24 protein-coding genes are annotated in these 26415 nt (G+C 43.8%); 14 read left to right on the top strand and 10 right to left on the bottom strand.

Annotated elements, in window-relative coordinates; genetic code table 11:
* The first annotated feature begins 3 nt into the window (after nucleotides 1-3).
* The 4 genes from AACV20_RS14610 to AACV20_RS14625 all read left to right on the top strand — a co-directional run bounded on the left by AACV20_RS14610 (nucleotide 4) and on the right by AACV20_RS14625 (nucleotide 5299).
* Nucleotides 4-972 (top strand): vWA domain-containing protein, encoded by a 969-nt coding sequence (locus tag AACV20_RS14610; RefSeq protein ID WP_170907535.1) that lies wholly within the window; start codon nucleotides 4-6, stop codon nucleotides 970-972.
* Nucleotides 965-2818, top strand: a complete 1854-nt coding sequence (locus AACV20_RS14615; protein WP_170907536.1) for a vWA domain-containing protein — start codon at nucleotides 965-967, stop codon at nucleotides 2816-2818. The genes AACV20_RS14610 and AACV20_RS14615 overlap by 8 nt, the downstream gene beginning before the upstream one ends.
* On the top strand, nucleotides 2812-4464 hold the full coding sequence (locus tag AACV20_RS14620; RefSeq protein ID WP_170907537.1) for a BatD family protein: 1653 nt from the start codon (nucleotides 2812-2814) through the stop codon (nucleotides 4462-4464). The genes AACV20_RS14615 and AACV20_RS14620 overlap by 7 nt, the downstream gene beginning before the upstream one ends.
* A gap of 118 nt (nucleotides 4465-4582) precedes the next feature.
* Nucleotides 4583-5299, top strand: coding sequence for an SIMPL domain-containing protein (locus tag AACV20_RS14625; RefSeq protein ID WP_026027736.1), 717 nt, complete (start codon nucleotides 4583-4585; stop codon nucleotides 5297-5299).
* 47 nt (nucleotides 5300-5346) lie between these two features.
* Here the strand turns inward: AACV20_RS14625 and AACV20_RS14630 are convergent, their stop codons facing one another.
* Nucleotides 5347-7494, bottom strand: coding sequence for a GGDEF domain-containing protein (locus AACV20_RS14630; protein WP_013868004.1), 2148 nt, complete (start codon nucleotides 7492-7494; stop codon nucleotides 5347-5349).
* A 290-nt stretch (nucleotides 7495-7784) separates the two neighbouring features.
* On the opposite strand from AACV20_RS14630, the gene AACV20_RS14635 reads away from it, so the two are divergent.
* A complete protein-coding gene (locus tag AACV20_RS14635; protein WP_013868005.1) occupies nucleotides 7785-8267 on the top strand; it encodes a L,D-transpeptidase family protein in 483 nt (160 codons plus the stop codon).
* Between the two features lie 121 nt (nucleotides 8268-8388).
* Entirely contained in the window at nucleotides 8389-8733 is a 345-nt protein-coding gene (locus AACV20_RS14640; RefSeq protein WP_010318547.1) for a YajD family HNH nuclease, read from the top strand.
* A 17-nt stretch (nucleotides 8734-8750) separates the two neighbouring features.
* Here AACV20_RS14640 and AACV20_RS14645 read toward each other — a convergent pair whose 3' ends face one another.
* On the bottom strand, nucleotides 8751-8966 hold the full coding sequence (locus AACV20_RS14645) for a DUF3820 family protein (protein WP_026028377.1): 216 nt from the start codon (nucleotides 8964-8966) through the stop codon (nucleotides 8751-8753).
* A 110-nt stretch (nucleotides 8967-9076) separates the two neighbouring features.
* Nucleotides 9077-11032, bottom strand: coding sequence for an LTA synthase family protein (locus AACV20_RS14650; protein ID WP_170907538.1), 1956 nt, complete (start codon nucleotides 11030-11032; stop codon nucleotides 9077-9079).
* 273 nt (nucleotides 11033-11305) lie between these two features.
* Here AACV20_RS14650 and AACV20_RS14655 point away from each other — a divergent pair, with 273 nt between their 5' ends.
* Both AACV20_RS14655 and AACV20_RS14660 read left to right on the top strand, forming a co-directional pair.
* Nucleotides 11306-11815, top strand: a complete 510-nt coding sequence (locus tag AACV20_RS14655; RefSeq protein ID WP_170907539.1) for a cytochrome b/b6 domain-containing protein — start codon at nucleotides 11306-11308, stop codon at nucleotides 11813-11815.
* A 350-nt stretch (nucleotides 11816-12165) separates the two neighbouring features.
* Complete coding sequence (locus tag AACV20_RS14660) at nucleotides 12166-12525, top strand: diacylglycerol kinase (RefSeq protein WP_170907540.1); 360 nt, start codon at nucleotides 12166-12168, stop codon at nucleotides 12523-12525.
* A 370-nt stretch (nucleotides 12526-12895) separates the two neighbouring features.
* On the opposite strand, the gene AACV20_RS14665 is transcribed toward AACV20_RS14660, so the two are convergent.
* From AACV20_RS14665 to AACV20_RS14675, 3 genes are all read right to left on the bottom strand, one after another.
* Nucleotides 12896-14896, bottom strand: coding sequence for a M4 family metallopeptidase (locus AACV20_RS14665; protein WP_170907541.1), 2001 nt, complete (start codon nucleotides 14894-14896; stop codon nucleotides 12896-12898).
* A gap of 266 nt (nucleotides 14897-15162) precedes the next feature.
* The gene (locus tag AACV20_RS14670; RefSeq protein ID WP_170907542.1) at nucleotides 15163-15396 is read right to left on the bottom strand and encodes a hypothetical protein; all 234 of its coding nucleotides are present in this window, start codon (nucleotides 15394-15396) and stop codon (nucleotides 15163-15165) included.
* Between the two features lie 393 nt (nucleotides 15397-15789).
* Nucleotides 15790-16164, bottom strand: a complete 375-nt coding sequence (locus AACV20_RS14675) for an isochorismatase (protein ID WP_170907543.1) — start codon at nucleotides 16162-16164, stop codon at nucleotides 15790-15792.
* Nucleotides 16165-16271: 107 nt separating this feature from the next.
* Between AACV20_RS14675 and AACV20_RS14680 the strand changes: the two genes are divergently transcribed.
* On the top strand, nucleotides 16272-17138 hold the full coding sequence (locus AACV20_RS14680; protein WP_170907544.1) for a LysR family transcriptional regulator: 867 nt from the start codon (nucleotides 16272-16274) through the stop codon (nucleotides 17136-17138).
* A gap of 142 nt (nucleotides 17139-17280) precedes the next feature.
* Here the strand turns inward: AACV20_RS14680 and AACV20_RS14685 are convergent, their stop codons facing one another.
* The 3 genes from AACV20_RS14685 to AACV20_RS14695 all read right to left on the bottom strand — a co-directional run bounded on the left by AACV20_RS14685 (nucleotide 17281) and on the right by AACV20_RS14695 (nucleotide 20452).
* The gene (locus AACV20_RS14685) at nucleotides 17281-18030 is read right to left on the bottom strand and encodes a substrate-binding periplasmic protein (RefSeq protein WP_170907545.1); all 750 of its coding nucleotides are present in this window, start codon (nucleotides 18028-18030) and stop codon (nucleotides 17281-17283) included.
* A gap of 197 nt (nucleotides 18031-18227) precedes the next feature.
* Nucleotides 18228-19259 (bottom strand): L-threonine 3-dehydrogenase, encoded by a 1032-nt coding sequence (gene tdh / locus AACV20_RS14690; RefSeq protein WP_019281861.1) that lies wholly within the window; start codon nucleotides 19257-19259, stop codon nucleotides 18228-18230.
* The gene (locus AACV20_RS14695) at nucleotides 19256-20452 is read right to left on the bottom strand and encodes a glycine C-acetyltransferase (RefSeq protein ID WP_170907546.1); all 1197 of its coding nucleotides are present in this window, start codon (nucleotides 20450-20452) and stop codon (nucleotides 19256-19258) included. The genes tdh and AACV20_RS14695 overlap by 4 nt, the downstream gene beginning before the upstream one ends.
* Before the next feature lie 174 nt (nucleotides 20453-20626).
* Between AACV20_RS14695 and AACV20_RS14700 the strand changes: the two genes are divergently transcribed.
* On the top strand, nucleotides 20627-21550 hold the full coding sequence (locus tag AACV20_RS14700) for a LysR family transcriptional regulator (protein WP_170907547.1): 924 nt from the start codon (nucleotides 20627-20629) through the stop codon (nucleotides 21548-21550).
* Between the two features lie 9 nt (nucleotides 21551-21559).
* The gene (gene gloA2, locus AACV20_RS14705; protein WP_017046047.1) at nucleotides 21560-21943 is read left to right on the top strand and encodes an SMU1112c/YaeR family gloxylase I-like metalloprotein; all 384 of its coding nucleotides are present in this window, start codon (nucleotides 21560-21562) and stop codon (nucleotides 21941-21943) included.
* A 29-nt stretch (nucleotides 21944-21972) separates the two neighbouring features.
* Here the strand turns inward: gloA2 and AACV20_RS14710 are convergent, their stop codons facing one another.
* Entirely contained in the window at nucleotides 21973-22338 is a 366-nt protein-coding gene (locus tag AACV20_RS14710; protein ID WP_170907548.1) for a hypothetical protein, read from the bottom strand.
* A 344-nt stretch (nucleotides 22339-22682) separates the two neighbouring features.
* Between AACV20_RS14710 and uhpT the strand changes: the two genes are divergently transcribed.
* The 3 genes from uhpT (at nucleotide 22683) to uhpB (ending at nucleotide 26413) form a co-directional block, all read left to right on the top strand.
* Entirely contained in the window at nucleotides 22683-24077 is a 1395-nt protein-coding gene (gene uhpT, locus AACV20_RS14715) for a hexose-6-phosphate:phosphate antiporter (protein WP_170907549.1), read from the top strand.
* Nucleotides 24078-24272: 195 nt separating this feature from the next.
* Nucleotides 24273-24878: a transcriptional regulator UhpA gene (uhpA, locus tag AACV20_RS14720; protein WP_026028260.1), complete on the top strand. Its 606-nt coding sequence runs from the start codon at nucleotides 24273-24275 to the stop codon at nucleotides 24876-24878.
* On the top strand, nucleotides 24878-26413 hold the full coding sequence (gene uhpB, locus AACV20_RS14725; RefSeq protein ID WP_170907550.1) for a signal transduction histidine-protein kinase/phosphatase UhpB: 1536 nt from the start codon (nucleotides 24878-24880) through the stop codon (nucleotides 26411-26413). The genes uhpA and uhpB overlap by 1 nt, the downstream gene beginning before the upstream one ends.
* Nucleotides 26414-26415: the final 2 nt, after the last annotated feature.

The raw sequence follows: 26415 nt of genomic DNA on the forward strand, positions 1-26415 counted from the left end.
GCTTTGGCAAATATAGAGTTATTGTGGTGGTGGATGCTATGTCTGCTGCCACTCCCGCTGGTCGTTTATCGATTCTTACCACCAGCAAAAGAAAGAGCAGCGATTCACCTGCCCTACCTTCCTAAAGATAATCAGCGTCAAGCACCAAACCAGATCATCGCTAAAATCATTGCGAGCGTTATTTGGTGCTTAGTATTGATCGCCGCAGCCCGTCCAGTGTGGTTTGGCGACCCGGTTATTGCTCAGCCCAAACACCGAGATCTGATGCTGGTGGTTGACCTCTCTTACTCCATGAGCCAAGAAGATATGCTGCTTGGCGATCAGTACATTGATCGTTTGAGCGCCGTTAAAAATGTGCTCTCTGATTTTATTGACAAGCGCGAAGGTGATCGCCTTGGGTTAGTCTTATTTGCCGATCACGCCTATCTACAAACGCCTCTGACTCTGGATAAAAACACCATTCGCCAGCAGCTTAACCAAGCCGTCCTTAAGCTGATCGGCACCCAAACCGCCATTGGTGAAGGGATTGGGCTTGCGACCAAAACGTTTATCGATAGTGATGCCCCACAGCGGGTGATGATTTTACTCAGCGATGGCAGCAATACCGCTGGCGTGCTCGACCCAATCGAAGCTGCGAAAATTGCCCAAAAATACAATGCCACCATTTACACAGTCGGTGTTGGCGCTGGCGAAATGATGGTCAAAGAGTTTTTTATGACTCGAAAAATCAATACCGCGGAAGATTTAGATGAGAAGACGTTAACACAAATAGCGACCATGACTGGTGGCCAATATTTTCGCGCACGAAATAGCCAAGATCTGGCCAAAATATACGACACCATTAATCAATTAGAACCCATAAGCCAAGCAAGCCAAACTTGGCGTCCACAAAGCGAATGGTTTAGTTATCCGCTGGCGATGGCGCTCGCGCTTTCTGTACTCTTAGCGCTACTAAGGAGAAATCATGTCTGAGTTTGTTTTTCTTACACCTTGGTGGTTAACCGCACTATTCCCCTTAGCACTACTGCTGGGCTGGTTCACTCTGCGTGCCAAACGACACGCTTTGATAGCACCTCATCTGGCTAAGGCGATGGGTTTGAGCGATAAAAAGCATAACGCGGCCATTGTGATCATCAGCATCAGTTGGCTGCTCGCAGTACTGGCGCTAGCTGGTCCGAGTTTTGAATCTCAAACACGCCCCAGTTACAGCAATAGTAACGCGCGCATATTAGTGATGGACATGTCACTATCGATGTACGCTACTGATATAAAACCCAACCGCTTAACGCAAGCGCGTTATAAAGCGCTCGACTTACTCACACAATGGCAAGAAGGTAGTACAGGGCTTGTCGCCTATGCTGGGGATGCCTATACCGTTAGCCCATTAACCACCGACACCGCAACCCTAAGCAACTTAGTGCCCAATCTATCACCCGATATTATGCCCTACCCCGGCGCAGATGCGGCTCGCGCGGTTCAATTAGCCATCGACATGATGAAAAATGCTGGCCTTGCACAAGGTGACATTGTGTTATTTGCCGATGACATCGACTCACAAGAGCAAGCTCAGATTGAAACACAGCTTACCAATACGCGTTGGAAATTGGTGATCTTAGGCATTGGTACACAAGCGGGGGCACCCATTACGCTCAGCGATGGCAGCTTACTGAAAAATGCACAAGGGCAGACTGTGGTGGCCAAAACCAACTTTGCCAATATGCAGTCGCTCGCGCAGAATATAAATGGATTATTTACGCCAATCAGCTTAGACAATAGCGATGTCGCAATGATCGCTAAGCTAGACCAAAACGAACAACCACACAGTACAACCAAGAGTCAACAAATGGTGAAAGAGCGCGTTAACAATGGCTATTGGTTAGTGCTGCTCCTCATTATCCCGTGTTTGCTTTTGTTTCGCCGTGGCGTCATTTTTTCTTTATTACTGCTCTTCATCCCTTCACTGCACAGCAATAGTGTACAGGCTTCACCTTGGCTAAATAGCAATCAACAAGCCAAAAAAGCGTTTGATGCAAAGGAGTATCAAGCGGCCAGTGAACAATTTACAGACTTAGAGTGGAAAGGCATCGCTCAATATCAGGCTGGAGAATATCAGGCAGCGGTGGAGACCCTCTCTCAACTGCCACAAGACAGTGTGCGAGTGCAATACAACTTGGCCAACGCCTACGCGCAAAATGGAGAATTAGAAAAGGCCCAAACCTTGTATGAAGAGGTGTTAAAGCGCGACCCAAACCATAAAGATGCTCAGCATAATTTGGAAATCGTAAAAAAAGCACAGCAACAGCAACAGCAACAGCAACAGCAACAGTCTGGTGAGCCTTCCGATCAAAATCGCTCAGAAAATAAAAATAATGCGCAGAATAAAAACGATGCACAACAACAAGATGGCGAACAAACCGGAGATAAATCTGACAAACAAAGCGCTGGCTCACCGCAAGATGACGGCTCTCAGTCTTCGCCTCAATCGGCACAAAGTAAAGATGAGCAAAGTGAGCGATCCAAGGCCAACACGGCGGATGAATCGCCTGCCTCTCAACAGCCGACTGAAGCGACTCAAACAAATGAATCAATGAACAACGAAGATGAGGTCAGTGACAAAGAAGCCTCTGAGCAGCAAACACAAAAGCAATCGCAACAGCAAGGCGATAGCCAAACCGTTGACCCGCAACTTCGTAAGCTAGAACAAGTCGAAAGTGCACGAGATCCTAGTGGCTTACTCAAAGCACAATTGTTGCTACAAGCAAGACAACGGCAAGAAGACCAAGCACAACCTCCACAAAATAACAGCAAGAAGTGGTAAGTATGAAATCGATCAAGCGTTCATTTTGGGCTGCGATTATCAGCCTAGTTTCTGTTGCTCTACTGAGCTCGGCCGCTAACGCGGCTGCACTTTACGCCAGCGTCAGTAAAAATAAGGTCGCGAAAAATGAAGTATTCCAATTACGAATTGTTGCCGATGAAAAAGTATCGACCGATGCGATCGACTTTAAGGTGTTAGAAGGCGATTTTTTTCTCGGCCGCCCAAGTTTTGGTACTTCGGTGAACATCATCAATGGCGATCGCAGCACGCGCAGTGAATGGAATGTATCGTTGGCAGCCAACAAACTCGGCATACTGACCATTCCTAGTTTTAGCGTCAATGGGGCAACTACTCAACCGATCGCGATTCAAGTTATCGCTGATGGTGAAGCGCCCAAGCAATCTGACCTTGTTGAAATACAAGCCGATCTAGAACGTAGCAAACTCTACCCGAGTGAAAGCACTTTTCTCAATGCTCGCCTAATCATCAAAGCTGACCCAAGAAGGCTGCAAAATCCACAAATTACGCCACCCGCTGTACAAGGATTAGAACTGACGACCGAGGGAGAAGCTAACCAATACCAAAGCTTATTGGATGGGGTTGAAGTCACCGTTGTAGACCAAAAATTTAGAGTCACGGCCCAAGAGGCAGGAACTTTCACGTTATCCGGCCCTGCGTTTAAAGCTGGCCTCATCTATGGTAACAACCAAACGGGCAGCACCCGCTTGCTGCAAGTCGATATTCCGGCCAAAACCTTTTCGCTCACCGTACTGCCGAAACCAGATAGCTATCAAGGCACTTGGCTACCTACGCCAAAACTAACACTCAACCAAACGTGGCGAGATGCCACAGGGCAGATCATCACCGCCGAGAGCTTTAAAACCAAAGTGGGTGAATCGTTGACTCGTGAATGGATTCTGACAGTGAAAGGCCTTACGCAGACGCAGTTGCCTAACCTCTCAGTGCAATATCCAGACTCAATTCGGCTCTATGCTGAAAAGCCTCAGTTTAAAAGCTTAGATAATGGCGATGTGCAAATGACGCTAAAACAAGTACTCATCCCAAAAACCGTCGGTAAGGTTGATCTAGCGGATCTCACCGTCAGTTGGTGGGACACCAAAAACGAATCTCAGCAAAGCGCGCAAGCCAAAGGACTAAAGCTAGAGGTTTCGCCAGGTGAATTACTCAACCCATCCACCTCTGTGCTGACACCACCAACAGTACAAACCGTCACCGTTAAAGATGCAGGATACTGGCCCTACTTTACCGCATTTTTTGCACTGTTATGGATGGCGACTATGGTAGTCGCTTGGTCATTTCGTAACGCACCACAGACAGCAACACAAGAAACCAACGCTCATCATCAACCGCTTGAAGGCCACCCATATCAACAGTTAAAAGAAGCGGTACAAAGCCGAGATGGTGCCAAAATCAGCTATTACTTCACCCTCTGGCGCGATTCAGTCGTATTAAGTGATGAAGAGAAAACCGCACTAGATGCACAAATCAACCAACAGCTTAAAACTTTGTACGCACCTCAGAAAAGTGATTGGGATGGCTCAGCGTTAATCTCTATGATTGATGCCATTCAAAAAAAGCAAACTAAGCGCCAGCATAAAAAGTTAGAATCGCTGGCAAAACTCTAACCGAAAATGGCTGTCGAAATCACAATCTCAAATCTAAGGTGTGTTGTTATATTCAAACGACTCACCGCTGCGACTTCAAGTCATTTTGGGACTGTTGCCAACAAAAGGAAAACAAGGCATGCAAATAAAAAGTAGCGCTTCATTGATCATCGGTTTGAGTTTAATACTCGGGCTCGCAACCCTCGGTTACTTTGTGCAGCAAACGGCTGTGAAATATAAAGAGTATGAGCGCGTGGTGACCGTTAAAGGATTATCAGAGCGAGAATATCCCGCCGACACAGTTGTTTGGCCGATCCAATTTAGTGTGGCCGATAATGATTTACCCACCATGTTCAACACGATTGAAAAGCAGAGCCAACTGGTGACCGCATTTTTAGCTCAACAAGGCATTGATGAAAAAAGTGTCTCGCTATCATCGCCAGCGGTGATCGACAAAAAAGCACAGCAGTATGGCGGAGAAAATTTAGTCGAGTTTCGTTATTTAGCGAACCAAACCATTACGGTGTACAGCAATCAAGTTGACCTAGTGCGCGAGGCCATTAATAAGCTCGGCAATTTAGGAAAACAAGGCATCGTTTTTAATCAAGATCCTTACAACAACCGCGTTGATTATTCATTCTCTGGACTGAATGAAATCAAACCCGACATGATTGAAGAAGCAACCAAACAGGCAAGAGAAGTCGCAGAGAAATTTGCCAAAGATTCGCAAAGCTCACTTGGCAAGATTAAACGCGCTTCACAGGGACAATTTAGTATTGTGGATCGTGATAACAATACTCCTTACATCAAAAAAGTACGCGTCGTTTCAACGGTTGAATATTACCTCTCAGACTGAATAATCTGCTGTTCTCATTATCCTTGCCATGACTCGCCGCGCCAACACTATGAATTTGGCGCGGCGACTTTATCACTTCGAGTATGGTGTTTTTGCTCAGAGTAACCAACGACTTGGTTTCTGCCATTATCTTTTGCTTGGTAAAGTGCCTTATCTGCTTTGCTGTACATCTCCTCAAACTTAAGTTCACTGGGAAGGTACTGGGCAATAGTGTAACCAATCGAGACACTTAAGCAGTCACCATCAGGGTTCTCACTATGTTCAATCTGCTCTCGTTCAATACTAAAGCGTATGCTTTCAGCCAACGCTTTCACTTCTGCTGCATCGCGGTTGGCCACCAACAATATAAATTCTTCACCACCAATTCGGCAAAAGAGTTCATTCTCTGCCTGAGCATGTTGGTTGAGAATATGGCCAATACGAATCAAAGCAATATCCCCTTCCAAGTGACCGTAGTAATTATTAAATAAACCAAAGTGATCAATATCAAGCAGAATTAAACCATAACTTACGGTCTCCGTTTGTACTCTCGAACCGATGCGTTCCAATAAATGAGCTAACATCCGACGATTTCCAAGGCGAGTTAATGGATCCATTTTGGCCATTAAGTCCAGTTTGTCGTTCACTTTTTGTAACTCATAGGTACGGTTACGCACCTCAATTTCTAAATTCTCATTCAGTTCACTGATCGCCTGCTGAGCACTGGTGCGCATCAATACTTCGGTTAAATTCGAGGCGAACATGCGGATCACTTCTCGCAGTTGTGAAGTCAGTGGTGAGCGGCGGATCAAATTGTCCGCAGCAATAAAAGCAATAGGTTCGCCATTGTTGGTAAGCATGGTCATGGCTGTCCAGCCAAAACCAACAATGTTGCTGTCATGATAAATAGGGACTGACTCTTCAAACACCACCTCATTGGGGTTGGCTTTGGCCATATCAACAATCATATTATTGGTGGTCCCAGACCGAAAATAGGATTCATCCACAATGTTGCCTTGGATATCGGTTCCCCACGTTCCCTGAATGTACGAGCAGTGTTTATCGGTCAAAAATACTGCCATCCGATCAATGCCCATGCGGTTAATCGCAAAACTGACCGCCGATTTGCACACGTCACTCACCGTCATACAACGTGACAGTTCAACCATGCTCGCATGCAACATGCGAACATTTTGCTCCTGACGCTTGCGAATATAAATTTGCGCAAGCAATGAACCAAAAGATTCCAACATCTGCTTTTGGTATTCAGTAATGGGCTGTCGATTAATGTAGTTATCAATCGCGATCCAACCAATGGTTTCATTACCATCACGTAGAATTAACATCCCATTCCACCCTTGTCCTACCACATTTCCCGCCGTGTATAGAGGGGCATCGTCGATCAACACCAAACTTTTAGTATCATCAGAAAGACCGCTTAAATAACTTTCTTCTAGCTGGTGCAAATCGTATTGGGTATGGTGTTCGCTCACCGTTTTTCCGCTTTCATCCGTACCATAAGTTCCGCTAAAACAACGTTTTTTCATATCAAGAACTAAAAAAGCGGCTCGATCAAACCCTAGGCGTGTTTTCGTTACATCAACGGCCGCTCTGTGCAGCGCATCCAAATTGTCTGGGTTAGCCAGTTCAATCGCTAATTGATGAACCAGCTTCATGTTATCAATGAACATTTCGCGCTGTTTAATTTCATCCAAATATTTTGCTTCGCGGATATCTCTATTTTTAAACTCCTTTGCCGCTTCAGATTCCGCGCGAAGACATTGCCAACGAGCCGCAATCAGTTGCAAACAATCGAGCTCTCCGGATTCTGTTTTCGCATGAATGTTGACGTTATCAATTGCCTCAAGCAGCAAATAGGTTCTTAAATCAGGGTGGTTATCTAACATAAAAAGATAAGACTCACCGCCCATCACACTACGGTAGTCCCAATTGCAGGTGTTGATCGCTAGTGGAATTAGACCATCAGAGGTGTCAAATTGTGCGGCCCAATTCCAAAAGGTATTTGGATAATTTTGCAGAGCAGTCGGTAAGTTGTACTCAAATAATGACTCATGGCGCTTGTTTAATGTTGGTGCATGAAAGATCCGCATTGATTTGGGAGAAATGAAACTTTGAAGAAAATCAAACGTTGCTTCCGCGAGCATACGGTGGTTGCGAGCAGAAGAAATCTGTTTGAGTAAAGTACGAGAAAACATATGAGCGGCCTGACATTTTAATAATTTTCATTGCAAAATTAGACAAAAGATCATGTGCAATCAAACTCTTAAAAAGGTCGCTGTTAAGTCGACCGCAAATTTGCACTCTATGTTTTTACATCCTAGAGTTAACCTACATTTTTGAGATTCTGTTTCCATTTATTACATGGTTAGCCCTATTATTTTTAGCATTGTCTTATTTGCAAGACAATATTGACAACTAGCCACGTTCATTCTTCCGCTGCATAATGTCTCTCTATTTGCCACCTTATCAGTACTGACACTCTCTTATGACCCGATACTTTAGGCTACTTTTGTTTCTATGTTTTTCACTCAACAGCGCAGCGGCTGAGATTGATCTGGTCAAAGTGGATAAATCTAAGCGTCGCATGTACTTAATCTCGGGACAGCAGATCATTCAAGAGTATCGAATTGCCTTGGGTAAAGAACCCAAAGGACATAAACAGCAAGAAGGCGATCAACGTACTCCAGAAGGTCGATACTATCTTGAAGCTATCAGTAATGATTCTGGCTATTATCGTTCGATTCATATCAGTTACCCGAATCATCAAGATAAAGTGCATGCACAGCGCTTAAACATCAATCCCGGTGGTGATATAAAAATCCATGGTCTAAAAAATGGCGACAAGCAACGACCAGAATATGTGCAAAGTTTTGATTGGACTAATGGGTGTATTGCACTGACTAACTCAGAAATGGATGAATTTTTGAGCCTAGTCAAAGAAGGCACGCCGATTGAGATTGAGTGGTAAAAGTGACACTTACGCTAAGGTGTGAGGGCGTGCATTAAAATAAATCACACAAACTTTGATTAGCGCAGATTTTTGGTTTTTAATATCGAAAAAGTATTTTTAATCAATGGTTGGAATTAACATGTCGTCAGATTTTTATGGTTCAAGTGCCAATTATGCTCGTAAAGAGAGCGGTTACCGAGAAAAAGCACTTAAACTTTACCCTTGGGTGTGTGGCAATTGCGCGCGTGAATTCGTTTATTCAAATTTACGAGAATTAACTGTGCACCACAAAGATCACGATCACACCAATAACCCTGAAGATGGCAGTAACTGGGAGCTTTTATGCCTCTATTGTCACGATCATGAGCACTCTAAATATTCAGACCACGACCGATTTGGCGCTGAGCCTGTTGCGAGATTAGACGATCATCAAAGCGCGACCTATAACCCCTTTGCCGATCTCGCCAAACTGATGAAAAAATAACGCGGTTAGCCACTAGATCACATATGCTTTAGTGGCTTAACCACGCTATCCAATCCTTCAATTTTCAACGCTAAGCAAAGTTGCAGCAAACGCCCGAGCTCCCCTTCAGGGAAGCCCTTCTTATCAAACCACAGCAAATACTCTTCTGGTAAGTCGATAAGCGCTCGCCCTGCATACTTACCAAACGGCATTGGCATACGCGCAAGTTTAATCAGGTTCTCTTTTTCTAACATTTTGCGTCTCACAAACTGGCTAAACTTGTTTAAGTCCAACCAGTTTATGTTTCTCAGCCACTTTTGGGTACTGATTTATCGCATAACGCTGTAGGTGGATAAAAATATAATCAATATGAATCAGATGCGGTGTAGTAGTTTTCTTTAAACGCTAAGCTTCCCCACATAGCATTGGCATGAGCACGTTTAACCACTTCTGGATCCAACTCTTTTTCTGTCAGGGTATCTGATTTAAAATCATATTGATAAGTAGAAATACCTTGCTCAGGCCGAATAACAACCAGTTGGTTGTCTGCTGTCATATAGCCATAGTTTTTATCTCGTTGCATCATTACTCGCTGCTTTTCTGCAGGAACATCATGAGTTAAATCGAACCCAATCATTGGGTTTTGGCTACTGATACCGGCCAAAGAAAGCAGTGTGGGTGCAAGGTCAATTTGACTAACTAGACGATCGTCAATGCGGTGTTCAATGCCGCCACCAAAAATCACCGCTGGAATTCGAAAGTAATCGACTGGTACAGGCTGATTACCCTGTGTTCTAGCATCATGATCTGCCACAGCAACAAACACCGTGTTATCCCAATATGGTGACTTTTTCGCTTTTTCAATGAACTGTCCAAGCGCATAGTCTGCATATTTCACCGCATTTTCCACCGTTTGCTTTGGCTCATTATACGGTTCAATCACGTTATCAGGGTATTCAAATGGGCTGTGGTTCGATGAGCTAAAAACTAAGCTAAAGAACGGTTTACCTTCACGACTCATCTTCGTAAATTGCTGATCTGCCTTATTGTAGAGATCTCCATCTGACGCGCCCCATGAACCAACATATTTAGGCGAATCAAAAGTTGGGAAATCTTGCATATCGACAAAACCGTTACCTAAGAAGAAACTCTTCATATTGTCAAAGTGGCTTTCACCACCGTAAATAAATTGTGTGTGGTAATTTCGAGACTTTAATAAATCAGCAATTGAAAAGAAATTCGTTTGGCTTTTACCTAACTTGACCACCGAACGTGCAGGAGTCGGAGAAAACCCAGTGGTCACCGCTTCAATACCACGAACAGAACGCGTTCCCGTTGCGTACAAACGGGTGAATGCCCACCCCTCATCAATCAATTTATCGATATTGGGTGACGCATCGATACCACCAAGACGGCTAACATAACGTGCACCGTGACTTTCAAGCAAAAGGATTACGATATTTTTAGGCTGGCCTTGATAGGTCGCTTGGTGCATTGCCATGCTAGGTTGTTGTGCAGAGACAAAGTCTTTATTGTCGACATTCATGGATGCACGAATTTCTTGGACGATCTCCTGCTTATCCATTTTCGGGTAAAACTCGAAAGCACTCGCTTCAGACTTCATCTGTTTGGCAGCAAAAATCGCTGAAAATGAGGAGTTTAACGTTAAATCATTCACCAAAGGGTCACTAGAAAAAGCCACCATCGCCGGATTTAATGGACGGTGTCCCAGTGAAGAACGCGCCCCCAAAATACCAATAGCCACAACCAAAATAGCAATCAGCGGACGCCAATACCATTTAGGAAAGCTTAAGTTCGAAACAAGCTGCTTGCTCCATTTCCAACCGACAAAAAGTGTGAACGTGGAAACTACGGCACCAAGGAAAAGTTCAAATTTATAGCCACTCCAAAGCATACTGAAAACTTCTTTGGGATAAATGAGATATTCGATAAAAATTCGATTAGGTCGCAGATCGTACTCAATAATAAATGGCGGTGTTGCTGCTTCCATGTAAACAATCAACCACAAACCGCCGGTAATCCACACACGTAAAAACCAATGCCAAACCCGACCGACAGCATGATCGCCAGACAGTAGGCTAGATAACAACGCTGGTAAAATGAGCAAATAGCAAAGAGAAACAATATCAACTCGCAGACCACTTAAGAAAATGGTGAGCCATCCACCAGCATCACTCACCCGTTCAAAATGCCAGATAGCCAGTCCTAAACGAGAAACAAAAAAGATAACTAGCCCCACCACGAATACGGCAGCAATCGGATAGAGAGGCCCTAAGTAGGGTTTGATTTTATTGAGCATAAATTTCAACAACTATTAAGATTAAATGAATGATTAGATAATACGTTAAGGCATTGGTAAAAGAAATAAGTTCCATTTCATTTTGTAAAACGAAAAACTATCGCCTATTTTATCTTCATGCGTTAAATGTCTTAAGTTTTTCTTAAGATTAATATGGCAAATTCCTTTATCGAACACTGACAGAATTAAGAATGGCGGGATTTATTTAGATTAATTAAACGACAGAAATCCATTTCAATCTTGATAATATAAACAAAATAGAGGAACGCTAAAATGCCTAAAACTTACAAATGGGATCTATTTGTTCGCTTGACACATTGGATTGTGGCGGGATCTTTCTTAACCAACTACCTCATAATAGAAGAAGGTAGTAAAACACACCAATGGATTGGCTATCTACTGATGATCACAATATGCCTTCGTCTCATTTGGGGTCTTATTGTCCATTCCCCTGCTCGCTTGTCTGCCTTTAAGCCTTCAATACACAATGCGTTTATTCACATAAAGCAAGTTATAGAAACAAAAGAAGATCAACATGAGGGGCACAACCCAGCTGGAGCTGTTATGGTCTGGATTTTGTGGTCTGGCCTCCTCCTAACAGGACTTAGCGGCTGGGCAACACAACTGGATATGTTATCGGCAAATGACTGGCTCAGCGAATTGCATGGAGCGCTCGCAAATCTGACGATGCTGGCAACGATAAGCCATATAGCCGCCATTGTGATAATGAGCCACTGGACTGACCACAATTATTTAAAAAATATGCTGTTACATAAAAAATAGAAATATGTTCATTGAACCTGAGTGCTTAGGTTCATCAGGTTTAATCGACTAAGTAACAGGGGTGTCTTTACAAAAAGATCCGTATTTAATGCTCTATTTAACTTTTAATTAGTATTCATGACTGAAGATGCCGTCTAAATTTTAATCATTACTATGGCGATTTTTGTTAATAGGGATAACATCAACTTTGTATTATTTCAAAAAAGTGACATGGCAATGAATTTTCATATAGAAAAATAATAGATAGATACAGTATGCTACATCCGATAGCACTTTTTAATAAGATGAGAGTCAACTCAAGCTATCGACATTTTTATTATCTCATTATTAACTATTAGGTTACTCACTTTATGAAACCAGGCCGTACAGGAATGAGTCGTTTATTTTACGCTACAGGTTATTCAATGAAAGGCCTTCAGGCTGCATGGAAAAATGAAGCCGCCTTTAGGCAAGAAATCGTCGCTTCTATCATTCTAATTGCGATCACTTTTTTCTTGCCAGTCAATGAATTAGAACAGTTAATGATGATCGGTAGCTTAGTACTGATTGTCATCGTTGAGCTTATGAATTCAGCAGTGGAAGCTGTAGTTGATCGCGTAGGTAGTGAGTGGCATGAGCTCAGTGGCCGTGCGAAGGATATAGGATCAGCTGCGGTTTTGATTGCACTACTTTTTGCTGCATTTACATGGATTTTTATTTTGGTACGCTAAATGAAGTGAGCGTTTGAAAATTATTCGTTTTCTTACGTCGGTATTAGTTTTCTCCTAGCGCTATATTTTGCCACCGCCGTTAACTTGCTTGTTTATTCTGTAGTCGCGGAGTAAATGCTGTTCAAAAAAAGCGCCCCAACCGGAGTAATGCCAGTCAGCTAAGCTGACTGGCATTACTCCGGTAAGTCTACCGAAAATTTGCACTCTATGTTTTTATATCCTAAATGTTAACACACACTTATGAGGTTCTGTTTCCATTTATTACATGGTTAGCCATATTAGTTCTTCCGCTGCATAAAAGCATGCCGATTGAGATCGAGTGATAAAAGTGGCACTTATATATGCTCAGATAAGCTTTACAGCCACTGAATTACTTACAACTGCCTTGATAATTCCAATACCAATAATTATCAAATGGATCGGCTCCCCAATTATCTTGAATTGCAGTAAATCGATGTCCGTAGTATTGAACTTGCATACCCGTAGGGTAGTAATAAGAAGGGGACCATTCGCTCAGAGTAGTACATAAATCTTGAGGTTCGGGTGGAGCGGGTAATAAACCTTCTGCAATCACAACAAGGTGAGTATCTACAGAACGGTCAGCACCAGTAACTAATACATAAATATCAGTTCCTTTTATACCACTAAAACCACAATATTCGTCATTAGTCTGATTACGAGAAACGCAATCAAAGTCATTCACTGATACAGGTCTATTAATGGCTACATAAAGATCAACGTTGCCATGACCATGGTATGTATAAACTGAGGCTTCATCTGTTGAAAGATTTTTCAGAACATAATGTTGTTCATTACCATAATTAGCATCGATGATTACTGGTTTATTACTCGATAATGTAACAATGTTAGGTTCTGGTTGTGGAGTAGGCTCTGGTCGGCTTGAACCACAGTTTTGTACTTGGATCCCAACTTGAGCAAAGGCGCTGCTTACAGCAGAGCTTTCATAACCGAGTTTATGCGCTGCTTTGCAAACGCCATCAGCACCTTGCTGAAAGTTTGAATTTGGTCGCCAATACAGTTGATTCGCCGTTGCATAAGCAATGAAGGCTTGCTTAATATTCCAGCCATGGCTGGTTGCAAGATGGTAAAACGCTTTGTTGAAAATCCCTGAGCTATGGTGGACGTCTATACCTTGATAATACTGGTTAATATGGTCAATCGAACTGCCGTCTCGACTTGGGCGAATGAAATAACGCATCGCGTCTGAATATTTCATCACGTGCTCACCCATCTTCCAGTTAAAGCTGCCATGAACATATTCACTTAATGCTGCGGCTGCAACATCAGAAAAGGATTCATTCATCCCGCCAGACATTCCACGATACTCTAAACCTGAATTTTGCTCAGTAAAGCCATGACTCACTTCATGTGCAATCACATCCCACGTCGCAAGTGGATACATTGATTGATTACCATCACCAAAGGTCATCTGACGGCCATCCCAGAATGCATTACCGTAGTTATAACCGTAATGAACACGCATAGTGAGTTTCTGCTGAATAGGTCGAGTATTGAGCCACTCCATATACATGTCAAAAACACGTTGGCCAAAATAGTGAGCGTCATTCATTGGTGCATAAGCTCCGTTAACAGCCCGATGGTTGTTGACGTGACAATCAAATTGATGGACCCATCCACCATACTCTTGATTATTCATATTGAGCGTAACAACATTAGCGCTATCCATGCGGCAGTCTTTGCTAACCTGGAAACCACCATATTTTGTATTAGCACCAAAGTAGTAGCGGCCACTTTTTTGATTACCGCCTGGGCCCTCGGCTTCAATAAAAGTCAGCCCCTCCCACTCATCAAGTATTTGTCCTGATTTAGCATCGACTAAGGAGATTGGGCGAGATGGGGTCATTCCGTTCTTAGAGAGAAAATCGACTTTATAGACCAAATAAGCGGTTTGCTGATCATCTACCCAAATCATCAATTCAGTCTGTGTATCCTGCACACTTGTAGCAGCAATACCTCGTAGCTTTCCTTTGGCGGCATCGATTGCTTGGTCAACATTAATCATCGGTAAAGTTGAACCAATATCTGATTCAATCCCCGTTAAGACATGGCCATCAATTGCCTTTGCAAAACCACGATTAGAAACATCTGTGACCACAAAATGACCATAGACCGGAAGCCCATAATGGAGCTGTTGTTTACGAACGAGTGTTTCCTGTCCTACTCTAACGACATTCGCATCACGATAGCTAAGTGGCTGAGAAGAAGCAGAGAATCCTCTTGTATTATTTTCGTTGATCACCTTTGAGAGATCGATTTGTGAATAGTCAATTAAATTGGCAGCCTGTACTGAAAATACGGCCGACAATAATATTAATATAATAATAGGCATAGCTTACCTTTGTCTTTTTATTGTGTGTTTAAATGCATAACGACCATCCATATTACGGATAACTCAACACAATAATTAAGTGCAAATAGTTTGATATATGATATTGATTCAGAATAATTTTTTATCCCCTAAAATAATGTGATCTTATTTCCAAACCAAATAGAATGAAGGCAACTCGATACGCTCAAAAATACAAACAAAAACGAAACCACCACTCCCCTTATTACGAACAAATTGATCACTTTTATCTCACTACCCCATTGCTGCTATGATTTAGGAGTAAATAGTATCTCCTTGCTGATGACCTTCATTCCATATGGCGTACTTTCAAGAATACGTCGTTCGCCGTTTGATATGTATTCCTTAATAGTAAAAGAGTCACGCTCTTTTACTATTTCACTGAACTGCTCCAATAGCAGGCTTCCATCGTGACCTATTGCCTCAGTACTTGCCAAAAGCTTTTCATTACAACAAATTTCAATTCGGTGGATTATCTGCATACTGATTTACCTACGTTTATGCCTAGCTATAGTCTGCACTAGGCCAAGTTTGTGTGAACACTTCGGATTATGAACTTCCTGGCTCATGCTATGTACTGATGAATTTTTCCACTCTGGTTTTAACCGAAAACCGGGAGTGGTAGAGTATTTTGAACTCGATCACCACACCCGAGGCATTAGCGGTGTGATTTCGACAAGTTCCGAGCAGTCTATCGCCGTAAGCTACGCATTACATCAGCAACGTGGTTATGTCTATGCAGTAGAACTCAATCATGGTAGCAAAGCTGTAAATACCTCTGTACGAGGTGCTTCCTCCTTACTTTTTCCACTAAAAACCGCTACAACCGAAGAGGCAACGCTTCAGAATGAAAAGCATCAGGATGCCTCAAAGATTTACCGCTCACCCAACACTTCAAAATCATCGCTAGCTAAACGAGCTTTCCCATCGATCTCCACTACCCAATGCTCTTTATGTATGACACCAAATGCCTTATTCATTTGCCACTCAGCCGTTAGTATATATCCATTTTGCCCAGCGGGTTCCCAGTGAACATTCGTATAAGAAACCGCCTTAAAACCTTGATCAATAATATCTTGCCAGAAAGCCTCAATGGCACTTTTACCTTCAAAGACTCCAAATGGGCGAGCATGCATTGTTGATGTGGAAATGTATTGATCTGCACAACCTTTAGCATCTTGCTGGTTAAATGCGCTTTGCCACGCTTCAATGCCTTGCTGGCAAGCGGCTAATACTGAGTTATTTACCATCGTTTTTATACCTCTAAGTGATATTGTCCGCTATAGATTACCGCTACTCATCTCCATGAAAAACAGCAATAATAGAAATTACTGTTTAGTAAAAAAGAACAATAATCATGAATAGATTAAGACAAATGTCCATTTTTGCTCATATCGTCGAAGCAGGCTCGGTATCCGCGGCAGCTGATAAACTCAATATTTCTAAGTCAGTGGTTAGCCAGCATTTAAAGCTCTTAGAAAAAGAGCTGGGTATGATCCTGATGAAAAGGACAACAAGACGACAAATATTGACTGATGTCGGTGAACGTTTTTACCTAAAATGCAAGGAATTAAATATACTTGCCAATTGCGCTTGGGATATCGCTAGCGAATATCAACTTGAACCTCAGGGGCGCTTTCGTATTACCGCTCCCAATGCATTGATGGATAGTTTAGTGGTTCCCGTTATTGCTGATTTGATGAAGACCTATCCAAAGCTGAAACCAGAGCTAATTTGTGATGATCAGCACCTTGATTTAATAGCCCACGATATCGATATTGCCATCAGAATTGGGTCCTCACATGATAGTAATATTAAACAAAAACGCATTGGTGAGTTTAGGGATGTTCTATGCGGAGTGTCAGAAAAGACAAATAATATCAATGAATTGCCATATATTGCTAATGTTTGGCAAGCAGAGAAAATAATACACCAATTTCACCACACTAGCGGTACATCTTTCATTTATACTAAACATGCAAATTGTATTGCAAATTCATTTCATAGCTGCCTATCTTTGATTCGTTCCGGTGCTGGTATTGGTATTATCCCTGATTTTTATTTAACTGAAATGGAGCACAATCTAGTGAACTTAATGCCCGAACATACTTTACCTCTCAACACCGTATACACCTTAACTCCGTTCGCAAGCCACGTTCCCTCTATAGTCAAACTATGTATTCATAATTTAGAGCAATGCTTGACAATCAAACTGTCTAAATAAATGCTTTGCTCCACTATTTAAGAAAGAAATTAATACATTAAAAGGCTACATAGTCAGGCCATCTTGAACGGTGGATAAAAATCCACCGCTCAAGCTAGATTTACAGCAAGCGTCTCACACTGCTTTCGGAAACGCTTTTTATTTATTTCGACAAATAATCCGCCATGATTTTTTCCACATCAATACGACTTAACCCGTCATTGAGAATATTTTTCCAACGCTCGCCTTCTGGATTATTGGTAAAAGCAACATGCAGCGACTTTTCCACCAGCAATTGGCTGTTCATTTGTAAATTGGCTTTTATAGGATCAATCGCTGGCGTATTTTCTAACAAATATTGAAAAACATTACTATCAATCACCGCAAGTGAGATCCGTCCATGGCCGACTTTCGCAAGATTCTGACTGTCGCTGCTGACCGCTTCTGATTTTAGCTCTCCAGTTGCGATCATTTGATCCAATTCTTCGGTGTTAACATAGCCCCGCACCACACCAATTTTATATGGTTTTAGATCGGATAAACTCGCCCAAGTTACAGGGGTTGCACTATTTTCAACAAACCCAAGTGGACCTAAACCAATCGAGTTAGAAAAGAGAATATCTTTAGATTCAAATAAGTATTCTGGAAAATATCCTGCATACTGAGCATCATTAGTCGCTAAGTATACAGCCCTCTCCCAAGGATAAAATTCAACTTTAAGTTCATGCCCCATAACTTGAATCGCAGCAGAGACAACCGCAATCGAGGCTCCATTTTGCATAAGTTTGGGTGATGAATAAGGCGGCCATTCAAGTGAGGTAAGCGTTAACACATCAGCTTTGACCGAGAATGATGAAAATTGACTAACTAGCAATAGCGCACAGCCAGCTAGCGACGGTTTAAGAAGTTGCATGAATAGTTTCCTTTCTGAGGTGTATTTCCATTTAGCATAGTTAAGCTTTGAAAATTTACGAAAAATTTCGTGAAAGGAGCAAAAGAGATAGATTCGATAGTGCCAATTAGATCAGGGATAACAATTAAACTTCGTAATAGAAATTTATAGAATAAAGGGACTAAAAAGCCCCTTCATGGTGTTAGTAGATTAGTGAGTTACTGCCAATCAAGGATAACTTTGCCAGAAAGCCCGCTGCGCATAGCATCGAAGCCAGTTTGGAAATCATCAATTTTGTAATGGTGAGTGATGATAGGCGTTAAATCGAGGCCAGATTGGATTAGGCTCGCCATCTTATACCAAGTTTCGAACATTTCACGGCCATAGATACCTTTGATCACCAAACCTTTGAAGATCACTTGGTTCCAATCAATCGCCATATCTGAAGGTGGGATACCTAATAAAGCAATACGACCACCGTGATTCATGGTTTTCAGCATAGAACTAAAGGCACTCGGTACGCCTGACATTTCAAGGCCGACGTCAAAACCTTCCGTCATGCCAAGTTCACTCATGACCTCTTCTAACTTTTGTTCCGCAACATTCACGGCGCGTGTCACGCCCATTTTGCGCGCAAGTTCAAGGCGATATTCGTTGACATCGGTGATCACCACATGGCGCGCACCAACGTGTTTCGCCACTGCGGCCGCCATGATACCGATTGGACCAGCACCAGTGATCAGCACATCTTCACCGACTAAATCAAATGACAATGCAGTATGTACAGCGTTACCAAATGGGTCAAAAATCGAGGCTAGATCATCGGAAATACCATCTGGGATCTTGAAAGCATTAAACGCAGGGATAACTAAGTATTCAGAAAATGCACCAGTGCGGTTCACACCAACACCCACAGTATTACGACATAAGTGAGTACGACCACCACGGCAATTTCGACAATGGCCGCAAGTAATATGACCTTCGCCAGACACGCGATCACCTAATTCAAAACCGCGAACTTCTTGACCAATGCCAACCACTTCACCGACGTATTCATGGCCAACCACCATTGGCACTGGGATGGTTTTTTGTGACCACTCATCCCAGTTATAGATGTGAACATCGGTGCCACAAATCGCGGTTTTCTTAATTTTAATCAGCAGATCGTTGTGACCAAGTTCAGGCATTGGCACTTCGGTCATCCAAATGCCTTGCTCTGGTTTGAGTTTGGATAATGCTTTAATTTTCATTTAATGAGCCCCATTTCTTGGCCAACAGCAATAAACGCATCAATGGCGTGGTCGAGTTGCTCGCGGCTATGCGCGGCTGACATTTGTGTACGAATACGAGCTTGGCCTTTGGGCACAACAGGGAACGAGAAACCAACAACATAAATGCCCTTAGCTAATGCTCGTTCTGCAAACTCTGCTGCAACGATAGCATCGCCGAGCATAATCGGGATGATGGCGTGATCCGCCCCCCCCATAGTGAACCCCGCGCCTTCCATACGAGTACGGAAGTGCGCGGCGTTATCCCAAAGTTGGTCGCGAAGCGCAGCGCTTTCTGCCAGTAAATCCAGCACGCGAATCGATGCTGCAACAATCGCTGGCGCAACCGAATTAGAGAACAAATAAGGACGTGAACGTTGACGAAGCCAATCAATAACTTCTTTCTTGCCTGAAGTGTAACCGCCGGATGCGCCGCCCATGGCTTTACCAAGTGTGCCAGTGATGATATCAATACGGTCAATCACATCATGGTATTCATGCGTGCCACGGCCATTTGCACCCATAAATCCAACCGCGTGAGAATCATCCACCATCACTAAAGCGTTGTATTTATCCGCCAAGTCACAGATGGCAGGCAAGTTAGCCACTACACCGTCCATTGAGAACACGCCATCCGTTACGATGAGCTTATTACGAGCGCCCTCCGCATCGGCTGCGATCAACTGCTGTTCCAACTCTTGCATGTTATTGTTGGAGTAACGAAAACGCATCGCTTTACATAAACGCACACCATCAATGATTGAGGCATGGTTTAACGCGTCAGAGATAATCGCGTCTTCTTTATCTAAAATAGTTTCAAATAAACCGGTGTTTGCATCAAAACATGAGGTGTAAAGAATCGTATCTTCTTTCCCTAAGAATTGAGAGAGTTTCTGTTCCAGCTGTTTATGGATATCTTGCGTACCACAGATGAAACGCACCGAAGCCATACCAAAGCCGTGACTGTCCATGCCTTGCTTTGCCGCTTCAACCAGCGCAGGGTGATTAGCCAAACCAAGGTAGTTGTTGGCACAGAAGTTCAACACTTCTTCACCAGTAGAAATTTCGACCGCCGCTTGTTGTTGCGAGGTAATCACACGTTCAGATTTATACAGACCTTCCGCTTTGATTTCCTCAAGCTGGTTTTGGATCTGTTGATAAAATGCAGAAGACATTGCTACGTCCTTATTTTTATATAGCGCAATAGCTATGGTGTAGGGCAGCCTAAACGAAAATAGACCCTTCATTTACACTGTAAAATCGCTTAATGGTATTTTAGTTGATCCCATTTACGACTATTATCCCATGACATGGAAAACCATTCGTGAACGTCAGGCACAAATACAATTATGATCACGCATCGTCTTATCGCCCTGCTGCCTGATTTAGCGGCTTTCATTCTCGTCGTCAATGAAGGTAGCTTTACGGCAGCCGCTCAAAAGCTGGGGGTAACACCTTCGGCATTAAGTAAATTGATTACCCGTTTAGAACAAGCACTATCAGTGAAGTTATTTGAGCGAACCACGCGCCAGCTCTTAATCACTCAGGCAGGAAAGCGCGTTTATGATCAAAGTCTGTTGATGGTCAACGCTGCGCAGCAAGCGGTTGAGCTTTCAACCTCTGACCACACCGAACCTTCAGGTGCACTCACTGTTGCGGCACCTGAAGCCTTTTTGAACTCAGTTCTGCAACCCCTTGTGCTTCCTTTTCTAACTCAATACCCTGAAATTCAACTTAAGCTGAGAGCTGCAGATGGTGCGATCGATTTATTCAAACACAATATTGATGTGGCGTTTAAACTGACTGATAAGCCAGATGAAAACTTGGTATTGCGTGAAATTGGCAAAACCCACTTAGTGTTGTGCGCCAGCCCAGAATATATAGCGGCCAGAGGCACGCCCACCCACCCTATCGAATTAACGGATCACGACTGCTTGTATCTTGCCGAAACCGAGCGTGACCATCTCTGGGATTTTCATAAAGAAGATGAGTTCCATACAGTGGCCGTCTCAGGCCGCTATGCAGTAAACCACTCACAAATGCGTTTGAACGGCGTGAAAAATGGCTTAGGTATCGGCATCTTCCATGATTTTGTCATTCAGCAAGCGCTCGTTGAAGGCAGCGTCGTCCGGCTATTAGCCGATTGGACGATCAAAAGTAATTACTACGGATCAATTGCCATGCAATATCCACAAACCAAGTACATGCCAGCAAGGCTGCGGGTGTTCATTGATTACGTCACTGAACATTTGGTCAGCAAACTCAATAAATAAAGGTTAATCATGCTAAAACGAATCCACCACGCGGCAATTATTTGTTCAGACTACGCACGTTCCAAAGCGTTTTATACTCAGATCTTAGGGCTGCCTGTTATTGCTGAAAATTACCGCGCCGCTCGCGATTCATACAAGCTGGATCTTGCTCTGCCCGATGGCGGACAAATTGAGCTGTTCTCATTTCCAAATACACCACCAAGACCAAGCTTCCCTGAAGCTCAAGGGCTACGACATTTAGCGTTTGTGGTGGACAGTGTCAGTGAAGTCAAAGCGTATTTAGAGGAAAAAGGCGTCATCGTCGAGCCCATCCGCGTTGATGAGTTCACTGGTCGCGAATACACATTTTTCGCCGACCCAGATGGTTTACCGTTAGAGCTTTATTCTGAATAGTGAATAGAGGAAGGGATCAAAGCTATTTTCTAACACCAGTACAACAGATTAAATAATGGTGGCGCACGAGGAACTTGTTTTTCAAATCGTACACTTAGAGCCAAAAAAGTGTAGCTGTCTGAAACAAACAAGTTCAGTCGTGTCAGTAAAGGTGTCGTTGGAAGTGAATCTTGATGAAAGGTGGAGAAATGAGCAAAGGGACAGGGTTTCGTATGCTGTGTCTGTACTTTTCCCTCTTCAATTTGAACCAGCTCAAAACCATTAATGGTGCACAGTGTGGCCCAAACCCCCGCCGTATTGCCATGCGCGTTTATTACAGGCATAAGCGACACCAACACCCAACTGAGCGCGCTGGTGAGCAACATTATTCTGTTAAAACGGTTTAGGCGAATCATAGCAACACTCAATTTTTTCTTGTCGACACTATATAACGCAATGATAAAAATAACAGTGCGGCAGCGCTAAAAACTTAACAAATACCCTCAAGTTCGCTACAAATCGTTAGCTTAAAGACGACGTTTCAAGATGCATATCAATGTGACTCCATTCACGCTTTGTCTATCAATCCACCCAAACTAGGAAATATTCCTAGCTCAGTTAGGCCATGCCCTCAAGTCAATCGCCAAGCCGATTTTTACAATCACTCTATAATGCAGCCAGACGGTTGCTAGCCATTCGACTCTGGTGTGAATTGACTGACAGCAGAGATTTCTTTGACGTGATTTTCTAAGGATTTCACATGCTAAAACTTTTGCAACAGGTTCGGCTACCGACCCTCGAACTCCCCGCAGCAGAACGCCGTAAAATGTGGTTCAAACCATTTTTACAATCATACCTTGTGGTGTTTATTGGCTACATGGCGATGTATTTAGTGCGCAAAAACTTCAACGTTGCACAAAACGATATGATTTCAACCTACGGCTTGTCGATGACACAGCTAGGGCTGATTGGTCTTGGTTTCTCCATCACTTACGGGATTGGTAAGACAGTGGTCTCTTACTACGCCGATGGCAAGAACACGAAACAGTTCCTACCTTTTATGCTGATCCTTTCTGGTATTGCAATGCTTGGATTTAGCATGAGCATGGGCGGTTCAAGCGTCAGCATTTTCCTAATGGTTGCTTTTTATGCGCTAAGCGGTTTTTTCCAAAGTACTGGTGGGCCATCAAGCTACTCCACTATCACCAAATGGACGCCCAAAAATAAACGCGGCACCTACTTGGGTTTATGGAATATGTCGCACAATGTCGGCGGCGCAGGTGCTGCAGGCGTAGCACTGTTTGGTGCAAACTATCTCTTTAATGGTCACGTTGTGGGCATGTTTGTATTCCCGTCGATCATCGCATTAGTGGTGGGTTTCATTGGTTTGCGTTACGGTAGTGACTCTCCTGAAGCATACGGTTTAGGTACGGTCGAAGAGTTGTTTGATGAAGCGGTCAGTGAGGAAGATATTGCTGCGGAAGAAAACCAAATGACCAAACGTGAGATCTTTGTTGAATACATTTTGAAAAACAAAGTAATTTGGTTACTCTGCTTTGCCAACATCTTCCTCTACATCGTGCGTATCGGCATCGACCAGTGGTCTACTGTGTATGCCTATCAAGAACTTGGTTTGTCAAAAGAAGCGGCCATTTCAGGCTTCACTCTCTTTGAAGTGGGCGCATTAGTCGGCACTTTAATGTGGGGTTATCTGTCCGATCTTGCTAATGGCCGCCGTGCTTTGGTCGCCTGTGTCTCTCTGGGACTCATCATTGTTGCGCTTGAGTTCTATCAGCACGCCACCAGCGAGTTTATGTATCTCGGGTCACTGTTTGTGCTAGGTTTCCTTGTTTTTGGCCCACAATTACTGATTGGTGTCGCTGCGGTTGGCTTTGTGCCGAAAAAAGCGATCAGTGTCGCCGATGGTGTTAAGGGCACTTTTGCTTACTTAATTGGTGATAGCTTTGCCAAACTTGGCCTAGGTATGATCGCCGACGGTACACCGATTTTTGGCCTCACCGGCTGGAAGGGCACCTTTGCTGCGCTCGACACTTCAGCGATGATCTGTATCGTGCTGCTGATTTTTGTCGCTATCGCAGAAGAGCGTAAGATCCGCCATGAGAAAAGGCTAAAGCTGGCCGCAGCTGCCGCTTAGCTCCCAGCAAAATCAAACGCGATATTCTCTTTTATGAGTGTGTCGCGTTTTATTGTGCCACCCCTTCCTTTTTGACGCGCTAGACTCCTCTACAATGGCATCCATAGTAAAGGGATATATTGCTTGTTTAATTGTCTCTGTGGCGTTAGTTTAAGCTCCCTTTTTACTCAGGCAATATAAACAGCGGGGATTGTGATGATCAAAGTAGCACTAGTGGATGACCATATCGTGGTACGTTCAGGCTTTGCCCAACTCATGAACCTTGAAGACGACATCCAAGTGGTCGGCCAATTTAGCTCGGCAGCAGAAGCACGCGCAGGGCTTCCCGGCACGGGGGCAAACGTCTGTATTCTTGATATTTCAATGCCTGATGAAAGCGGGCTGTCGCTGCTTCAAGATCTACCCTCTGGGATAGCGTGCATTATGCTGAGCGTTCACGATTCCGCGGCCATGGTCGAAAAAGCCTTGGAGGCTGGAGCAAGAGGCTACTTAAGCAAACGTTGTAGCCCAGATGAACTTATCCAAGCCGTACGAACCAGCGCCCATGGTGGTTGCTACTTAACACCCGATATTGCGCTTAAACTCACCTCTCCCAAGCGCGAGGCAAAGCTATTAGCACAGTTGACCAAACGTGAGCGGCAAATCAGTGAAATGCTGGCTGCCGGGCTCGATGTGAAAGCGGTCGCCAATGAGCTTGGACTTAGCCACAAAACCATTCATGTCCATCGCGCCAATGCCATGGATAAGTTAGGTGTGAGCAATAACGTGGCCTTAGCGAAATATTTTTCTGACTCATTCTAATGCCACGCTATTTTATTACGTCACTCTGCGCTTGGTTTCTGCTCTCTTGCAGTTGGTTTTGCTTGTGGGTTATCGCCTACTATTTTGTCAACGATCCGGAACTGGCGATCTTCTTCTTTCCTTTTGCTCTGCGTTTAGGCACTGCGCTGCACAGTCCACAACGTTACTGGCCCGCGATTTATGGTGCAGAATGGTGGCTGACGATTGCGCTCGCCATGCTAATGGAACAACCTCAATGGCTGACAGTACTCGCCGCCAGTATCGCAACGCTGCCCTTAAACCTGCTCGCCCAGCGCTACTACCACGGAAGTCAGTGGCGTCGCTTTATTGTGATGGGCGGGTTGATCCTCGCCAGCGCTATCGTTAATACGCTGGCCACCACCTACCACGGCCATGCCGCGTCAATGGTGATGTTAGTCAGCATCACGGCTGGCTTAATGATTGTGCCAAGCTGCTATTTGATATGGAATTATCTTTTCCAAAGCACTTGGGTTCCACTGACGGCGAACTTAGTCTCTCGTCATATCGAATTTCGCACGCGTCACGTCTTACTCTACTCTTTACTATTTATTTTAAGCATTGCGCTGCAAATTGGTTTACCTGATGAACTTCGGCGTTTTGCGCCATTTTGTTTAGCCATCCCGATCATTTTGCTCGCTTTTCGCTACGGCTGGCAAGGTGCATTGCTCGGTACGCTGCTCAATAGCATTGCATTGATCGCGGCTCGTAGTGGTGTCTCTAATATGGAAGTCACTGATCTCCTGCTCTCTCTTTCAGCACAAAGTTTAACCGGCATTTTGCTGGGAATGGGTGTGCAGCGACAAAGAGATCTCAACACCAAGCTGCGCCAACAGCTTGATCGTAACCAAAATTTGTCCCGCCAATTAGTCAAAGCTGAAGAATCTGTTCGGCGCGATATTGCTCGCGAGCTGCACGATGAGATCGGTCAAAACATTACCGCTATCCGTACTCAAGCCAGCATTATTCAACGCGTCGAATCTCAGCCCGTCACCAGCAATTGTGCTAAAACCATTGAGTCTCTCTCTTTAAATGTTTATGACACAACTAAAAGTTTGCTAACCCGTTTACGCCCCAAAACCTTAGATGATTTAGGCCTAGTCGAAGCACTGGATCAACTGCTGCGTGACCTTGAATTTGAGACGCACGGCATTCAAACCCAAGTGGTTTGGACGGGGAATTCAACCGCTCAACTGCAAAAGTTAAGTGATGCCACCAAAGTGACCCTTTATCGATTGTGCCAAGAGGCGCTCAATAATGCCTTAAAATACGCAGAAGCTAGCCACATTGTGATTGAATTTTCGTTGGCAAGTGATGTCACACTGCGCATTCACGATGATGGCATCGGTTTCAAAGCACAAGCGCAGCTGAACGGCTTTGGGTTACGGGGGATGCGTGAGCGAGTCGAGGCATTGGGTGGCCACTTTCAGATTATTAGCCACTGTCAGTCTACAACAGCCAACCACGATCTCAGCGAGAATGGCACTCAGCTTATCGTCACACTGCCCCACTTATAATC

Origin of the sequence: Vibrio sp. B4-6, assembly GCF_963888245.1 — a bacterium.
GTDB lineage: Bacteria > Pseudomonadota > Gammaproteobacteria > Enterobacterales > Vibrionaceae > Vibrio > Vibrio anguillarum.

Bases quoted from the DNA above. Each gene is read 5' to 3' on its own strand.
- AACV20_RS14615 (WP_170907536.1), top strand. From the start codon at position 965: ATGTCTGAGTTTGTTTTTCTTACACCTTGGTGGTTAACCGCACTATTC.
- AACV20_RS14625 (WP_026027736.1), top strand. From the start codon at position 4,583: ATGCAAATAAAAAGTAGCGCTTCATTGATCATCGGTTTGAGTTTAATA.
- AACV20_RS14630 (WP_013868004.1), bottom strand. From the start codon at position 7,494: ATGTTTTCTCGTACTTTACTCAAACAGATTTCTTCTGCTCGCAACCAC.
- AACV20_RS14635 (WP_013868005.1), top strand. From the start codon at position 7,785: ATGACCCGATACTTTAGGCTACTTTTGTTTCTATGTTTTTCACTCAAC.
- AACV20_RS14640 (WP_010318547.1), top strand. From the start codon at position 8,389: ATGTCGTCAGATTTTTATGGTTCAAGTGCCAATTATGCTCGTAAAGAG.
- AACV20_RS14645 (WP_026028377.1), bottom strand. From the start codon at position 8,966: ATGTTAGAAAAAGAGAACCTGATTAAACTTGCGCGTATGCCAATGCCG.
- AACV20_RS14650 (WP_170907538.1), bottom strand. From the start codon at position 11,032: ATGCTCAATAAAATCAAACCCTACTTAGGGCCTCTCTATCCGATTGCT.
- AACV20_RS14655 (WP_170907539.1), top strand. From the start codon at position 11,306: ATGCCTAAAACTTACAAATGGGATCTATTTGTTCGCTTGACACATTGG.
- AACV20_RS14660 (WP_170907540.1), top strand. From the start codon at position 12,166: ATGAAACCAGGCCGTACAGGAATGAGTCGTTTATTTTACGCTACAGGT.
- AACV20_RS14665 (WP_170907541.1), bottom strand. From the start codon at position 14,896: ATGCCTATTATTATATTAATATTATTGTCGGCCGTATTTTCAGTACAG.
- AACV20_RS14670 (WP_170907542.1), bottom strand. From the start codon at position 15,396: ATGCAGATAATCCACCGAATTGAAATTTGTTGTAATGAAAAGCTTTTG.
- AACV20_RS14675 (WP_170907543.1), bottom strand. From the start codon at position 16,164: ATGGTAAATAACTCAGTATTAGCCGCTTGCCAGCAAGGCATTGAAGCG.
- AACV20_RS14680 (WP_170907544.1), top strand. From the start codon at position 16,272: ATGAATAGATTAAGACAAATGTCCATTTTTGCTCATATCGTCGAAGCA.
- AACV20_RS14685 (WP_170907545.1), bottom strand. From the start codon at position 18,030: ATGCAACTTCTTAAACCGTCGCTAGCTGGCTGTGCGCTATTGCTAGTT.
- tdh (WP_019281861.1), bottom strand. From the start codon at position 19,259: ATGAAAATTAAAGCATTATCCAAACTCAAACCAGAGCAAGGCATTTGG.
- AACV20_RS14695 (WP_170907546.1), bottom strand. From the start codon at position 20,452: ATGTCTTCTGCATTTTATCAACAGATCCAAAACCAGCTTGAGGAAATC.
- AACV20_RS14700 (WP_170907547.1), top strand. From the start codon at position 20,627: ATGATCACGCATCGTCTTATCGCCCTGCTGCCTGATTTAGCGGCTTTC.
- gloA2 (WP_017046047.1), top strand. From the start codon at position 21,560: ATGCTAAAACGAATCCACCACGCGGCAATTATTTGTTCAGACTACGCA.
- AACV20_RS14710 (WP_170907548.1), bottom strand. From the start codon at position 22,338: ATGATTCGCCTAAACCGTTTTAACAGAATAATGTTGCTCACCAGCGCG.
- uhpT (WP_170907549.1), top strand. From the start codon at position 22,683: ATGCTAAAACTTTTGCAACAGGTTCGGCTACCGACCCTCGAACTCCCC.
- uhpA (WP_026028260.1), top strand. From the start codon at position 24,273: ATGATCAAAGTAGCACTAGTGGATGACCATATCGTGGTACGTTCAGGC.
- uhpB (WP_170907550.1), top strand. From the start codon at position 24,878: ATGCCACGCTATTTTATTACGTCACTCTGCGCTTGGTTTCTGCTCTCT.